The organism is Geoalkalibacter subterraneus, assembly GCF_000827125.1.
Taxonomy (GTDB): domain Bacteria; phylum Desulfobacterota; class Desulfuromonadia; order Desulfuromonadales; family Geoalkalibacteraceae; genus Geoalkalibacter_A; species Geoalkalibacter_A subterraneus.
Genome location: NZ_CP010311.1, coordinates 995022 through 1009742, shown reverse-complemented (window position 1 = coordinate 1009742; position 14721 = coordinate 995022). Strand labels below are relative to the sequence as shown.

The following is a 14721-nucleotide window of genomic DNA, read 5'->3' as shown; positions in this document are numbered from 1 at the left end:
ATAACATGAAATCACCTGATATCTTCAGCCAAAGGAGAAAATCTGTGAAACGTATTGCGGTATTGACCAGCGGCGGCGACAGTTCCGGCATGAACGCCGCAGTGCGCGCGGTGGTGCGTTCGGCCCTTTCTTCGGGACTTGAGGTCGTCGGTATCAACAAAGGGTATAAAGGGCTGATAGACCGGAACTACGGCATGATGAGCACCCGTTCGGTCAGCAATATTCTACAGCGTGGCGGCACCTTTCTGCAGAGTGCGCGCTGCAAGGAGATGATGGAAGAGGCCGGACAGAACCTCGCGGCTGAAAACCTCAAAGGCATGGGCGTCGAAGGACTGGTGGTCATTGGGGGAGACGGTTCCCTGCGGGGCGCTCTCAGCCTGCACCGGCGCGGCATCAAAACGATCGGCATCCCGGCCTCCATTGACAATGACATCCCCTACACATCCATGTCGCTGGGAGTCGATACGGCATTGAACAACATCGTTTACGCCATCGACTGCCTCAAGGATACCGCATCAAGTCATGATCGTGCCTTCATCGTCGAAATCATGGGGCGCAATTGTGGATACCTGACATTGGTTGCGGCTATTGCCTGCGGTGCAGAACATGCCCTGATCCCGGAAACCCCCTTCAATATCGGCAGGATCTGCGAGAACCTGCGCAAACGTTACCGCGAAGGGCGCGACAATTCGATTATCCTGGTGGCCGAGGGAGTCGCCACGGCCCAGGAAATTTCAAATCAGATCAAGGACTGTATCGGCTTCGAATCGCGCATCATGGTGCTGGGGCATTATCAGCGCGGCGGCTCGCCGTCAAGCTTCGACCGCCTGCTCGGATCTCGATTCGGCCAGGGAGCAGTACAGGCCCTGATGGAGGGAGAGTCGGGTAAGATGATCGGCTTATCTGCGTCGAAGATGAAACTGACCGACCTGGAAAAGGTGCTGACAGGAAAGATCCGTCCCATCGACAAAAGCATGGTGCAATTGTCCAAATCTCTCGATTTTTAAGGGCCTATACAAGCCGCAGGGGCAATTGGGGGAGAAAGCTTTTTCCGGCAGGTGAGCCGCAGCCGAAGATATCCCCCAGGGTTGCAGCGATATCGGTAAAACTTGCGCGCACACCCAGATCACACCCTGTTTGCAGCGCAGGCCCCCACACCAGCAACGGCACATATTCACGGCTGTGATCGGTCCCCTCGGTGGTCGGATCACAGCCGTGATCGGCGGTAATGATCAGCAGGTCGCGCCCCGTCATATCCTCCATGAGCTGCGGCAGCCACCGGTCGAAATCCTGCAGGGCTGCGGCAAAACCCGCAACATCGCGGCGATGCCCGTAAAGCATGTCGAAATCCACCAGGTTGGTGAATACCAGCCCTCGCTTGATTTCCGCCAAACACTGCCACGTCAGCTCCATGCCGTGGCGATTGTCCCGGCTCGGGTGGAAGGCGCTGAGACCCTGCCCGCAAAAGATGTCGCCGATCTTTCCGACGCCCATTACCGGCAGATCGAGCGCGCGCAAGCGATCGAGGACGGTTTTTTCAGGCGGTGGCATGGAAAAGTCGTGGCGGCGGGAGGTTCGGCGGAAACCAGCTGAGTTACGACCGATGAAGGGACGTGCGATAACGCGCCCGACATGGTATGGATCAAGGATTCGGCGGGCAACGCGGCAGATTTCGTAAAGCTTCTCAGGGGGGATGATGTCCTCGTGGACGGCGATCTGAAAAACCGAATCAACGCTGGTGTAAATAATCGGCAGGCCGGTGCGCAGGTGAGATTCACCCAGACGGGCGATAATTTCAGTCCCGCTGGCCACTTCATTGCCCAGCCACCCCAGGCCGGTGGCCTTATGGAAAGCCTGCATGATTTCATCAGGAAAACCATCAGGAAAGGTGGCGAAAGGCTGCTTCATCACCACGCCGGCAATTTCCCAATGGCCGGCAGTGGTATCTTTGCCGGCGGCTTTTTCCGCCATTTTCCCCCACCCGGCCTGCGGGTTGGGACAGGGTGAGACACCGCTCAGCGTAAGGATGTTCCCCAGGCCCAGCGCTTCAAGGTGAGGCAGGGAAAGCCCTCCGTGACTGCGGGCGACATGCCCCAGTGTATTGGCGCTCCCGTCACGGTAGACTTCCGCATCGGGCAGTGCGCCGACACCGACACCGTCGAGGACAATCAGGACAACCCGTTCGATGACCGTACCCGCCTTGCTCACCGATGGGTTCCGGACTGCCACTGCGCCATGATCTGCAGAGCATTGCTGGTGCCGATGCGGGTGGCGCCGGCCCGCAGATACTGACTGCAGGTCGGCCAGTCCCTAATGCCGCCCGCCGCCTTGACCCCGGCATGCCCATCCGCCACCTGTGCCAGCAGGCGCACCATCTCCAGAGTCGCCCCCCCGGGGCCAAAGCCGGTCGATGTTTTAAGCATGGCGGCTCCCGCCTCCAACACCGTTTCGGCCAGGCATTTGACAATCTGCGGAGCAAATAATGCCGTTTCGAGAATCACCTTCACCGGCACATTCGGTGCGGCCTCGACAACGGCCGCCACCTCATCGCCCACCCGCGAAAAATCATTCTCACGAGCCGCACCCAGGGGAATAACCATGTCGATTTCGGTCGCACCCCGCTCCAGCGCAACACGGGTTTCAAACACCTTGGTGCGCGGATCGCAGTATCCCAAAGGGAAACCGACCACTGTGGCGATCTCGACCCCTGAGCCATACAATTGTTCCGCGGCAAGAGCGACATAAACAGGAGGAATGCAGACTGCGGCAAATTGATACTCAGCTGCCTGTTCGCACAGCGTACGGATCTGGTCATGCGTGGCGTCGGGCTTAAGCAGGGTATGATCGATATGGCAGGCAGGATTCATCAGGTCATACCGGGGATTCAGGTTCGATAGTCCGCATTGATGCGTACATAGTCATAGGTGAGGTCGGAGGTGTAATAGACACCTTCCCCGTCACCGAGAGCTAAATCGATATGCACTGTAAACTCAGGCTTTTTCAGCACGTCCGTAGCCAGAGCTTCCTGCTCCGGGCCGGTGCCCAACCCGCTTTTAACCACCTCCACGTCATCGAAATAAATCGATATACGATCGGGGTCAACTTCGGCACCGGAATAGCCCACGGCCGCGATGATGCGTCCCCAGTTGGCGTCTTCCCCGAAAAAAGCGGTTTTCACCAGACTGGATGTGGCCACGCTGCGCGCCACGGTCTGCGCCTGAACGCTGTCTTGTGCTCCACGCACGCTGATCTGAACCACTTTCGTGGCTCCTTCGCCGTCGCGCACAATCATCTTTGCCAGTTCGGTCAGAACCTCGAGAAGCTTCTGTTGAAAATCCTGTGCCTGCGGGGTTCCGGGAAAAATTTCCTCTGTTTCCGCCTGGCCATTGCTCAGAATCAACACCATATCATTGGTCGAAGTATCGCCATCGACCGTGATGGCATTGAAAGAGCGATTGACACACCACCGCAGGGTCTCGTCAAGCAATTCCGGGGAAACCAGGGCGTCGGTGACGACGTAGGCCAGCATGGTCGCCATATTGGGGTGAATCATCCCCGCCCCTTTGGCCAGACCGAGAATCCGGTATAACTTGCCTGCAACCTCCCCCTCGCGCCAGCTGATCTTGGCGAAGGCATCGGTGGTCCGCATGGCCTCAGCCACTCCGGGCGCGCCGCCGGCCTCGAGTTCCCCAGGCAGCAACCCGATATGCTGTTCGAATTTGATCATGGGAAGATTCTGCCCGATCACGCCGGTCGATGCCACCACCACCAGGTCTTCGGGCAAACCCAGCGCAGCAGCAGCCAACTCGCCGCAACGCAGAGCATCGCTGAGCCCCTGTTGACCTGTGCAGGCATTGGCATTGCCGCTGTTGATCAGCACCGCCTGGCACTGCCCTGCCCGAACCTTCGGGGCACTGACGACAACTGGGGCGGCCACGACTTTGTTGGTGGTAAACACTCCGGCACAACGCGCGGGAACTTCGGAGAAGATCAAGGCCAGATCCGGACGTCCCGATTTCTTAAGTCCCGCACTGCGGGAGGCAAATTTATACCCTTTGACGCGGGGAGGCTTCTGCTCGCTCATACCCGGGGGCTCCTCTGTTCAGCCGGTAGGGAAAAGGACACCAAAGGTCGTGCCCTCGCCGTCGGTTTCTTCCAGGAAAATATGTCCGCCCATGCGATTGAGAATGGCCTTGCAGATGGCAAGCCCGATGCCGACTCCCGTGGGCTTCTCGGTATTAATGTCACCCAACTGGGTGTATTCGTTAAAAACATCCTCACTTGCTTCAGGCGGCACAGCCAGGCCATCGTTGTGAATTTTCATATAGACATGCGGCCTCTCTTCCACCAGCCGGTTTTCAAGCCGCACCAGAATTCCCCCTCCCAGCCGATTGAACTTGACCGCGTTGTCCACCAAGGCGTTGATCAGCATGGCCACCTTTTCCGGATCGCCATAAATATCATGGAGATCCGGTGGGATTTCCACCCGGGTCGCGATCTCTTTCTCGTTGATTTCGTAGCCTTTACGGTTCATCGCCTCGCTGAGCAGACCCTCGATGGAGAAACTGCGCCAATCCCACTGCTCACCGCCGGAATCAATGGTGAACAGGCGCAGCATCCCAGAGATAAGCTTCTCCATATGAAGGCTTTCAGAGTGCACCTTACCCAGGTAATCGCGCAGTTCATCCCGGTCGATATGATCGAAAAAATTGATGATCAGGTCAACGAAACCGAGAATTGAAGTCAGCGGGGTTTTGAGTTCGTGAGAAAGATTACAGACCAGCTTGGATCGTGCCTTGTTGAACTTGACCAGGTGCAGGTTGGCCTCTTCAAGCTCCCGGGCCTGCTGGCGCAGGTTGGAAACAAGCTTGAAATTTTCAATGGCGAGCGCAACCTGGTGGGCGATGGTGGTCAGAAGATTCTGGTCTTCAACGTGAAAGGTCTCGCCGGAGAGTTTGTTGTTGACGTTGATGACGCCCAGCACCCGGTCCTTGATGCGGATGGGGACGGATAACAGCGACTGGTTCTTGTAACGCTCGGCGTCGCCTGCGGAATGGAACCGCTGATCCCGCGACAGGTCTGCGATCAGCACCGGACGCCCGGTCGCCAGGACGTGGCCGGAGATACCCTCGCCCGGCGCAACCTTGGCCCGGCTCATGATATCCGAAGACAGTCCGCGCGCTGCGGCAATGGAAAGATTGCCCTCGTCATCGCGCAGCATCATCGAAACCATCTCCACATTGGCAGAGAGACTGATGGAATCAACGATCTTGTCGAAGAGGATTTGCAGATCGTCGCCCTTGCTGGCCGTTTCACCGATCTCCTTGAGAAGAATCAGGTCAGACAGACGCCGCTGCGCCTCACGCTGGGCAGCAGCCTCATCAAGCGAAGCGCGGTGAACATCAACCGCACGGCGCACCGACTCGATCAGTTCGTCCTCTTCCAACGGTTTGACCAGGTAGTCAAGGGCGCCATGACGCAGCACCTGGCGGGCTGCGGAGAAATCCTGGTGCGAAGAAATGATGATGACCGGCAGTTCGGGATACTGCTCTCGCACCATGCGCAGCACATTGAGCCCATCCATCTCGGGCATGTCCAGATCGGTCAGCACCACACAGACGTTTTCCTGGGCCAACAGCGTACGCGCTTCCCCGCCATGATTGGAATCAAGCACCCGAAAACCGTGCTTTTCCAGATCATTGCGAACAGACTGGCGGAAAAAAGGCGCATCATCAACAACCAGAATGGTCGGCGCCACCTCGTTCCTGTCAGCCAGATCCATGCCCATCTCCCCCTGATTCACCCTGTCATGCCCCTTTTATTTTCCGCAGCATTTTTTGTATTTTTTGCCACTTCCGCACGGGCATGGGTCGTTACGACCAACCTTGTCGGTATCCCGCGTGACCGGTTTGGCCGCCTGATCCTCGCCGCCGACCCGGTTCATCACCAGCTTGCGGCGACGCTGTTCGGCCTCGATCTGCTCGACATCCTGCTCCCGTGCCAGTTGGACGCGGAACAGCTTCATGAGCAGTTCCTGCCGGATGCGCCCCATCATCTCCATGAAAAGGCCATAGGCCTCTTTTTTGTACTCCTGCTTCGGGTTGCGCTGAGCATAACCGCGCAGCCCGATTCCTTCCTTGAGGTGATCGATGGAGAGAAGGTGATCTTTCCACTGCATGTCAATGGTTTGCAGCAGCAGCATTTTCATGAGGTGGGCCATGATCTCAGTGCCGAATTCCGCTTCCTTTTCCTTGAGGCGTCCCCGTGCCTGCTCACGCAGAGATTCTTCCAGTTCCCGGGGCGACATGGCAGAAAGGTCACCTTCGGGCAACTGCGGTTGGAAAGAGAAAAGATTGAAAAAATCGTTCCAGAGTCCATCCAGATCCCATTTTTCGGGATGGGCCTTTTCAGGGCAAAAGGTCGCCACCATATCTTCGACCGCTTCATCAAGAACGGCCAGCACCGTTTCTTCGATATTTTCGCCGCCAAGAACCTCTCGGCGCTGGTTGTAAATGACTTCGCGCTGCTGGTTCATGACATCGTCGTATTCCAGCAGGTGCTTGCGGATTTCGAAGTTGTGCCCTTCAACCTTTTTCTGAGCGTTTTCAATCGCCCTGGAGATAATACCATGCTCAATCGGCTCGTTGTCGGGGATTTTGAGCTTTTCCATGACGTAAGAGACACGCTGGGAGCCGAAAATCCGCAGCAGATCATCTTCAAGAGACAGATAAAAACGGCTTTTGCCGGGATCACCCTGACGGCCGGCACGCCCGCGCAGCTGGTTGTCGATACGACGCGACTCATGACGCTCGGTCCCGAGAATGTAAAGGCCTCCGGCATCGAGGACTTCCTGCTTTTCCTGGGCGCACTGAGCTTCGTAGCGTTCCAGAAGCTGCGGATAGGCGGCTTCCGGGTCCTCATTCAGAGCAGCCTCTTTGCGTGCGAGCATTTCGGGATTACCGCCGAGCAGGATATCGGTTCCGCGCCCGGCCATGTTGGTGGCAATGGTAACGGCACCGCGACGTCCGGCCTGGGCGACAATCTCCGCTTCGCGCTCATGATGCTTGGCATTGAGGACATTGTGAGGGACGCCCCGCTTTTTAAGCATCTCGGACAGCGTTTCGGACTTTTCGATGGAGATCGTGCCCACCAGAACGGGCTGCCCCGACTGATGACACTCAACGATATCCTCAATGGCCGCTTTGAATTTTTCCATCTCACTTTTATAGATGACATCGGATTGGTCATTACGAACCAAAGGCCGGTTGGTCGGGATGACCACGACTTCGAGCTGGTATATCTGATGGAATTCCGCGGCTTCCGTATCGGCGGTACCCGTCATGCCCGCCAACTTCTCGTACATGCGGAAATAGTTCTGGAAGGTAATGGTGGCCAGCGTCTGGTTTTCGCTCTCGATCTTGACGCCTTCCTTGGCCTCGACCGCCTGGTGCAGGCCGTCGCTCCAGCGCCGACCCGGCATGATGCGACCGGTAAATTCGTCGACAATCATCACCTCGCCGTCCTTGACGACGTAGTCGACGTCCTTCTTGAACAGCGCATGGGCTTTGAGAGCCTGATTGAGGTGATGGAGCAGCTCTATATTCTTTGGATCATAGAGATTTTCAACATTGAGCAGGCGCTCGCACTTGGCAACGCCTTCTTCCGTCAGGGTCGCGGAGCGTGCTTTTTCGTCCACGGTATAATCGCCGGTGTGGTGCTTGACCGTCTGGCCGACCTTGCCATCGCGCGATTCGACGATTTCCCCTTTTTTAAGCATGGGAACGACACGATTGGCCGCGGAATACAGATCGCTTGAAGAAGCGCTTGGACCCGAGATAATCAGGGGAGTCCTGGCTTCGTCGATCAGGATGGAGTCGACCTCGTCGACGATGGCGAAATTGAAGGGTCGCTGAACGTAATCGTCCAGGGAAAACTTCATGTTGTCGCGCAGGTAATCGAACCCGAACTCATTGTTTGTGCCGTAGGTGATATCCGCGGCGTAGGCCTCTTTGCGCTGCGCATCGTTGATACCATGCACGATAACGCCCACGGTCAGCCCGAGAAAGCGATAAAGCTGGCCCATCCATTCGGCGTCACGGCGAGCAAGATAATCATTGACCGTGACGACATGGACACCTTTGCCCGACAAGGCATTGAGGTAACAGGCCAGCGTGGCGACAAGAGTTTTACCCTCACCGGTCTTCATCTCCGCAATGCGCCCCGAGTGCAGCACCATCCCCCCGACGAGCTGAACATCGAAGTGGCGCATTCCGAGAACCCGGCGGCTGGCCTCGCGCACCACAGCGAACGCTTCGGGGAGCAGGTCATCGAGGGTTTCGCCCTGTTGAAATCGTTCTTTGAATTCAGGGGTTTTGGCCTGCAGCGCGGCATCGCTGAGGGCTTTCATCTGGGGCTCAAAGGAATTGATCCGATCGACCGCTGCCTGTAAGCGCTTCAGCTCACGTTCATTTTTGCTGCCGACCAGTTTACGGACTAGACTTCCAATCATTTACAAACTCCAAGCCCTGCCAACCAAGCAAACGAAACCCTGCGCCGGCGGCGGGACATACTTTGATATTGAGGTGGGAAAAGCAATCAGGCAGCTGATGAAAAAGCATCAGAAAAAAACAAAAAAACGAACTTTTTCATGAACATTACCAGGCGGGGATTTTAGCACATCGCCCGGGGAGCCACAAGAACAAAGCAGCACGCAACTCCGGAAAAACACAAACAATCCGGGCGGAAACCCGGCGACGGAAACTTGCTGCTGCGACCAAAAAACTCAGAGAAATTTATAGGGGTTGACGGGAACCTGATTCAGACGCACTTCGTAATGAACGTGCGGACCGGTCGAACTGCCGGTACTGCCGACGGCGGCGATCTTCTGGCCGCGCTTGACCCGATCGCCGACCTTGACATGGATGCGTGAGTTATGGGCGTAAAAGGTCTGATACCCGTAGCCATGATCGACCACCACCAGCTTGCCGTATCCGTCCACGCTCTGCGCACGACTGACGATGCCGTCGGCGGTGGCAATAACCGGCGTTCCCGTTCGGCAGGCGATATCGATGCCTTCATGCATTTTACGCACGCCGGTGAAGGGGGAATTTCGCATACCGAATCCAGAAGTGATCCAGCCTTTGGTGGGCCTGCCCTGGGGAGTGGCAGCCAGCAGGGAACTTTGATCGTTTAGAAAACCGCGAATCTGCTCCTGGCTGTCGCGACGCAGGGAAATCGCCTCACGTACCCGGTCAATTTCACGTTGCAGATCGGAGGCCTCTTCCATCGGAGAAATTTCAGCAGGGCCGCCCACGCCGGTACCCGACTCGAGCGCTGCGGGAGTAAGCTCGGCCAGCACCCTGACCTTGGCATCATTTTGTGCGAGCACAGCCATCTGACGCTGGAGAGACTCAAGTTCGCGGGAAAGCTCGCGCATGGCCACATCCTGCGAAACATGGGCCTGGCGCAGCCACTCAAGCTCACCAATGTCGGCCCGGTTCCGCGTCAGATCCCAACTCAGGAACCCCAGCGCGCCAAACAGCAGGAAAAGCGCAACAACGGCAAGGCGCAGCGTTCCACGCCGCAGAACCACCCGCCGCACCTGCTGGGCGTCTTCAGGGATTACCAGGATTGTGAATTTTCCGTTGGCCAAACGAAAACCTTTCTTTTCGGGTTGCACGGCTCGGACAACACCTCTTTTATTACGAAACATTAAAGGCTTTTGTCAAGAAATTCGCAGTTCAACCCAACTTTCAGCGTCATTCAAAGATCGATGCAGACCGCAATTTCATCACAATCGGGGAATTTGGCACACTTCAGACAATCGCCCCAGATCTTGTGCGGAAGCTCACTTTTTTCAATCTCCCGAAAACCGATTTTTGCAAAAAAGCCAGGCTTGTAAGTCAGGGCGAAGACACGGCGCAGCCCCAATGCCCGGGCTTCTTCCAGGCAGATTTCAACCAGGCTGCGGCCGATACCCCGGCCGGATGCGGATTCTGCCACTGCGAGGGAGCGCACTTCAGCCAGGTCCTCCCAGCAGATGCTCAGACAGACGGTCCCGAGAACGGTGCCCTGTTCAGCAAAGACATAAAAATCACGAATATTTTCATAAATCTCGGAAAGCGAACGGGGCAGCATCAGCCCGTCCCGCGAATAATCCATCAACAGTTTCTGAATTGCCCTGGCATCAGGGATCAGGGCTTTGCGGATCATGTGTGCCATCCTTTCTGTCGCACCGTACTGCGGCGCGACGCCAACAGGTAAAAGCAGATAAACGGTCAGCGCACCACGGAAGAGCTGATCAGCTCACGTGCGTGCTCAAGACTGCGCTCGGTGGTGCGCGCGCCTCCAAGCATACGGGCCATCTCCCGGACCCGCCCCTGCTCATCAAGCAGATCAACTTCGGTGCGGGTTCGCCCGTCGACCTCGGACTTGGCGATGAGGTACTGCCGGTCGGCGAAAGCGGCCACCTGGGGCAGGTGTGTTACGCACAGCACCTGCTGCTCCGACGCCAGTGAGCGCAGCTTCTCACCGACCCGCGTGGCAGTCACGCCACCGATGCCGGCGTCGACTTCATCGAAAATGAGCGTTTGAGTTTCATGCCCCGGGGCGGCTCGCTTCAGGGCCAGCATGATGCGGGACAGCTCGCCGCCTGAAGCGATGCGGGCCATGGGGCGCGCTTCCTCGCCGGGGTTAGGCGCAAGAAAAAACTCGACTTTCTCCAGGCCATTAGCGGAAAAATCCTCGAGCGTGCTGCAGCGGATCTCGAACCGGGCCTGCCCCATGGCCAGATCCGTCAGTTCATGCTCCACCTTCTGCGCCAGCTCAAGAGCAGCCTGTCGCCGGAGGGCAGAGAGTTCTTCGCCGCGAGCACGGACATCCTTTTCGCACTGTTCGATACGGGCGGTGACCTGTGCGCGCGACTCGTCGATATCCTCAAGTTCAGTAAGCTCTTTGTCGATCTGGTCACGATAAGCCAGAATGTCGGCAACGGTGCTGCCGTATTTGCGCTTCAACCCGGCCAGCACGGCAAGACGGTTTTCCACTTCATCAAGGCGCTGGGGATCGAAGGTCAGGACCTCGGAATAACTGCGCAGCTGCGCCGCGACATCCTCCAGGCTGTATTGTGCGCTGCGCAGGGCTTCGGCAAATTCGCCCAGGCGTGAATCCACCTCCAGCAGTGTTTCGAGGGAGGTCGCCGCCTGATCGACCATCTCGCAGACGGCTCCATCCTCCCCATACAGATGGTTAAATCCGCCCAGCGTCGCGGCAGTGAGTTTTTCAGCATTCTGCAGCAGGCGCCTTTCACTCTCAAGCTCTTCGTCTTCCCCCTCTTGGAGATGCGCTGCGGCAATTTCGCTGCTTTGAAAAGAGAGCAGATCGATGCGCTGCCGTCGTTCGCGTTCGCCGGTTTCCAGCCGGTCCAGATTCTCGCGCGCCCGCCGGAGATCTTCATAAGCCCTGCGATAAGAGGCGAGAAGAGATCTGCTGCCGGCAAAATCATCAAGCAGTTTCAGGTGATTTTCAGACTTGAGCAGACTTTGGTGCTCATGCTGGCCGTAAATGGTCACCAGTTTTCCGGTGACAGCCTGCAGCTGCCCCAGAGTGACCAGGGCGCCGTTGAGAAACACGCGATTTTTGCCGTTGCGGCTCACGAGTCGGCGAATCAGAACCTCCGATCCATCGAAGTCGATCGCCCCCTCCTCGAACAACGGAGCAAGGTCGGCCGCCATCTGCTCGTCGATCTCAAACAAGGCCTCCACAGCGGCTTCATCCTCTCCGGTGCGGATATCCTCGACACGCGCCCGCGCGCCAAGCAGCAGGCCGACCGCGCCGAGAAGAATGGACTTGCCGGCGCCGGTTTCTCCACTGAGAACGTTGAAACCGGCGCCGAAACGCACATGCAGCCGGTCGATGATCGCAAAGTTGCGGATGTTGAGATCGGTCAGCACCTCAGCGCTCCCCCCAGCGTAATTTGGCGCGCAGCACCTCGAAATAATTTTTGCTCGGGCTCTTGACCAGCATGGTGCGGGTCTGTGAGCGACGCAGCTCAACCACATCGCCGCCGCGCAGCGGCATGCCCACCTGTCCGTCGGCTGTCAGCACCACATGCTGGTCCTGGAATTTAACCTCGATGCGGATCACCGACTTGCTCGAAACGATCACCGGCCGGTTGGTCAGCATATGAGGGCAGATAGGCGAGATGACGAGGCAGTTCAGGCCGGGATAAATAATCGGTCCGCCGGCGGCCAGGTTGTAAGCGGTGGAACCGGTGGGTGTCGCAATGATCAGCCCGTCGGCTTTGAATGTCGTCAGGTAATCCTGATCGACCCAGGCTTCCATATCGATAATGCGCGCCAGGGCCCCTTTGTTGATTACGGCATCGTTAAGAACGGAATAGCGCGCAATTTCGTTGCCGTCGCGGCGCACCACCGCGTCGAGCATTAAACGGCCGGAAACCTCGAAATCTCCCTTAACCACCCGTTCAAGCGTGGTAAAAGTCTCATCCTGCGTGATCTCTGTAAGAAATCCCAGGCTGCCGAGATTGACGCCGAGGATCGGCTTCATGCGCGCCCCGACATGACGGGCGACTGAAATCAGGGTTCCATCGCCCCCCAGAACGATGATCAGATCCGAGCGCTCGGGAATCTCGTCATCCACATAATCGCGCGTGACGCCGAGAGCAGAGGCAAGATCCTCCTCAAGCATCACCTCGATATTGCGCGCGAGCAGCCAGTTCATGACCTCGCGTCCGAAACCGACGGCGTCGGGATGATGTTTTTTTGCGTAGAGTCCAACTCTCTTCATCCGGAATCCTCCTTGATTGCCGTCGGAAATTACCACAGCTCGGGCTCCGAGTCTATCCCTGTCGATGGCATCCGCGGCAGTTGTTGCAGCAGGAATCCTTATGCTAGAATCGCTCCGACTGGAGATAAAATCTAAAATGGATCTATTTGAACACAGCAGACAGGAATCCCCCGATGCCCCACTTGCCGAACGCATGCGGCCGCGCAGCATTGACGAGGTCGTCGGGCAGCAGCATCTCGTTGGCCCGGGAAAGCCCCTGCGGCGCCTGATTGAAACCGACCGGATATCTTCCCTGATTTTCTGGGGCCCGCCGGGCACGGGCAAAACAACCCTGGGCCAAGTCATCGCGCACACCACCCGCAGCCATTTTGTTTCCTTCTCGGCTGTGCTGCAGGGAGTCAAAGACGTGCGGGAGATTGTCGCCAAGGCGCGGGAAGACAAAGCCTACCACGGACGCAAGACACTGCTGTTCATCGACGAGATTCACCGTTTCAACAAGGCGCAGCAGGATGCCTTTCTCCCCCACGTCGAACGCGGCGACATCATTCTGATCGGCGCAACGACCGAAAACCCGTCCTTTGAAGTGAATGCCGCGCTGCTGTCGCGCTCACGTGTCTTTGTCCTTCACCCCCTTGACGCCGAGGCCATCGGCGCGCTGCTGCGTCGCGCACTGAGCGATCCACGCGGCCTTGGGGACCGCCACATGGAACTAGAGCAGGAGGCTTTTGACTTCATCGTCGAAAGCGCCGACGGCGACGCGCGCGCCGCCTTGAACGCGCTGGAAGTCGCAACCCTCTCAGCCGAAGGCCATGTTCTGACACGGGACCACGTCGCAGAAAGCCTGCAGAAAAAGCCGCTGCTCTACGACAAAGGCGGCGAAGAGCATTACAACGTCATATCGGCATTGATCAAAAGCATGCGCGGCTCCGACCCGGACGCCGCCCTCTACTGGCTGGCACGCATGCTGGAGGCCGGCGACGATCCCCTGTTCATCGCCCGCCGCCTGGTTATTTTCGCCTCCGAAGATGTGGGCAATGCCGACCCGCGCGGCCTGCAGGTCGCCCTCGCCGTTCAGCAGGCGGTGCATTTTATCGGACTGCCCGAAGCACGGATCAATCTGGCCCAGGGCGTGACCTACCTTGCCACGGCACCCAAAAGCAATGCCTCCTATGCCGGAATAAACGCCGCCTTGAAGGAAGTGCGCAACAGCGGCGCGCTGCCGGTGCCGATGCACATCCGCAACGCACCGACCTCCCTGATGAAAGACCTGGGATACGGGCGCGATTACCGCTATGCCCATGATTATGAACACGGCGTGGCGCCCCAGACCCACCTCCCCGACCAATTGGCGGAGCGGCGGTTTTACACCCCGACGGATCGCGGCTACGAAAAGATGATCGGCGAGCGCATGCGCTATCACGAATCCTTGCGGCACAAAAAAAAGCGCGGTGACGATCCGAAGGATGCATCAGAATGAGAGTCCTGTGGGGCGCCGCCCTGATCCTGCTGCTGGCGGGCCCCAGCGGAGGCGCAAAAGCAAATGCCCAAGCACCATCCTGGGGGCCGTGGCAGGTACCGGCAGCGCGCAATTCAGCACCGGTCGACAAGGGCAGCGACATGAGTATCCTGCGCTACGGGATCGGCTTTTTCCAAGAATTCATCTCGCCCGTTGATGGCCCCCGCTGCCCCATGACGCCGACCTGTTCGGCCTATGCCCTTCACGCCCTCGACCGGCATGGTCCGGCATTGGCGATCATGCTCACCGTCGACCGCCTGCTCCACGAGAACACCCCCCGGGAGAAAACGCATCCCGTGCCGGGGCCTGGCCGAATCCGCTACTTCGACCCGCTCGACAACAACGACTTCTGGCTTCCCAATTCGGCCGGCATCCCCGCCCCGTGATAAGGCAAGGGA

12 protein-coding genes are annotated in these 14721 nt (G+C 57.9%); 3 read left to right on the top strand and 9 right to left on the bottom strand.

Features of this window, described 5'->3' with window-relative positions; translation table 11 throughout:
- The first annotated feature begins 44 nt into the window (after positions 1–44).
- A complete protein-coding gene (pfkA, locus tag GSUB_RS04515) occupies positions 45–1007 on the top strand; it encodes a 6-phosphofructokinase (protein WP_040199407.1) in 963 nt (320 codons plus the stop codon).
- 4 nt (positions 1008–1011) lie between these two features.
- Here the strand turns inward: pfkA and GSUB_RS04510 are convergent, their stop codons facing one another.
- The 9 genes from GSUB_RS04510 to GSUB_RS04470 form a co-directional block, all read right to left on the bottom strand.
- Positions 1012–2208 carry a phosphopentomutase gene (locus tag GSUB_RS04510; protein ID WP_200890171.1) on the bottom strand — a complete coding sequence of 399 codons (1197 nt, stop codon included), beginning with the start codon at positions 2206–2208 and terminating at the stop codon, positions 1012–1014.
- The gene (gene deoC / locus GSUB_RS04505) at positions 2205–2867 is read right to left on the bottom strand and encodes a deoxyribose-phosphate aldolase (protein WP_040199406.1); all 663 of its coding nucleotides are present in this window, start codon (positions 2865–2867) and stop codon (positions 2205–2207) included. The genes GSUB_RS04510 and deoC overlap by 4 nt, the downstream gene beginning before the upstream one ends.
- A gap of 17 nt (positions 2868–2884) precedes the next feature.
- Positions 2885–4084: a bifunctional glutamate N-acetyltransferase/amino-acid acetyltransferase ArgJ gene (gene argJ, locus GSUB_RS04500; RefSeq protein WP_040199405.1), complete on the bottom strand. Its 1200-nt coding sequence runs from the start codon at positions 4082–4084 to the stop codon at positions 2885–2887.
- Positions 4085–4102: 18 nt separating this feature from the next.
- Positions 4103–5782, bottom strand: a complete 1680-nt coding sequence (locus GSUB_RS04495; RefSeq protein ID WP_158414039.1) for a hybrid sensor histidine kinase/response regulator — start codon at positions 5780–5782, stop codon at positions 4103–4105.
- 36 nt (positions 5783–5818) lie between these two features.
- A complete protein-coding gene (gene secA, locus GSUB_RS04490) occupies positions 5819–8509 on the bottom strand; it encodes a preprotein translocase subunit SecA (RefSeq protein WP_040199401.1) in 2691 nt (896 codons plus the stop codon).
- 273 nt (positions 8510–8782) lie between these two features.
- The gene (locus GSUB_RS04485; protein ID WP_052464537.1) at positions 8783–9679 is read right to left on the bottom strand and encodes a M23 family metallopeptidase; all 897 of its coding nucleotides are present in this window, start codon (positions 9677–9679) and stop codon (positions 8783–8785) included.
- A gap of 83 nt (positions 9680–9762) precedes the next feature.
- A complete protein-coding gene (locus GSUB_RS04480; RefSeq protein WP_040199399.1) occupies positions 9763–10212 on the bottom strand; it encodes an N-acetyltransferase in 450 nt (149 codons plus the stop codon).
- A 65-nt stretch (positions 10213–10277) separates the two neighbouring features.
- Positions 10278–11951 (bottom strand): DNA repair protein RecN, encoded by a 1674-nt coding sequence (gene recN, locus GSUB_RS04475; RefSeq protein ID WP_040199398.1) that lies wholly within the window; start codon positions 11949–11951, stop codon positions 10278–10280.
- Between the two features lies 1 nt (position 11952).
- Complete coding sequence (locus GSUB_RS04470; protein WP_040199396.1) at positions 11953–12807, bottom strand: NAD(+)/NADH kinase; 855 nt, start codon at positions 12805–12807, stop codon at positions 11953–11955.
- Between the two features lie 136 nt (positions 12808–12943).
- Between GSUB_RS04470 and GSUB_RS04465 the strand changes: the two genes are divergently transcribed.
- Positions 12944–14284 (top strand): replication-associated recombination protein A, encoded by a 1341-nt coding sequence (locus GSUB_RS04465; protein WP_040199394.1) that lies wholly within the window; start codon positions 12944–12946, stop codon positions 14282–14284.
- Complete coding sequence (gene yidD / locus GSUB_RS19605; protein ID WP_052464535.1) at positions 14281–14709, top strand: membrane protein insertion efficiency factor YidD; 429 nt, start codon at positions 14281–14283, stop codon at positions 14707–14709. The genes GSUB_RS04465 and yidD overlap by 4 nt, the downstream gene beginning before the upstream one ends.
- The last annotated feature ends 12 nt before the right edge of the window (positions 14710–14721 follow it).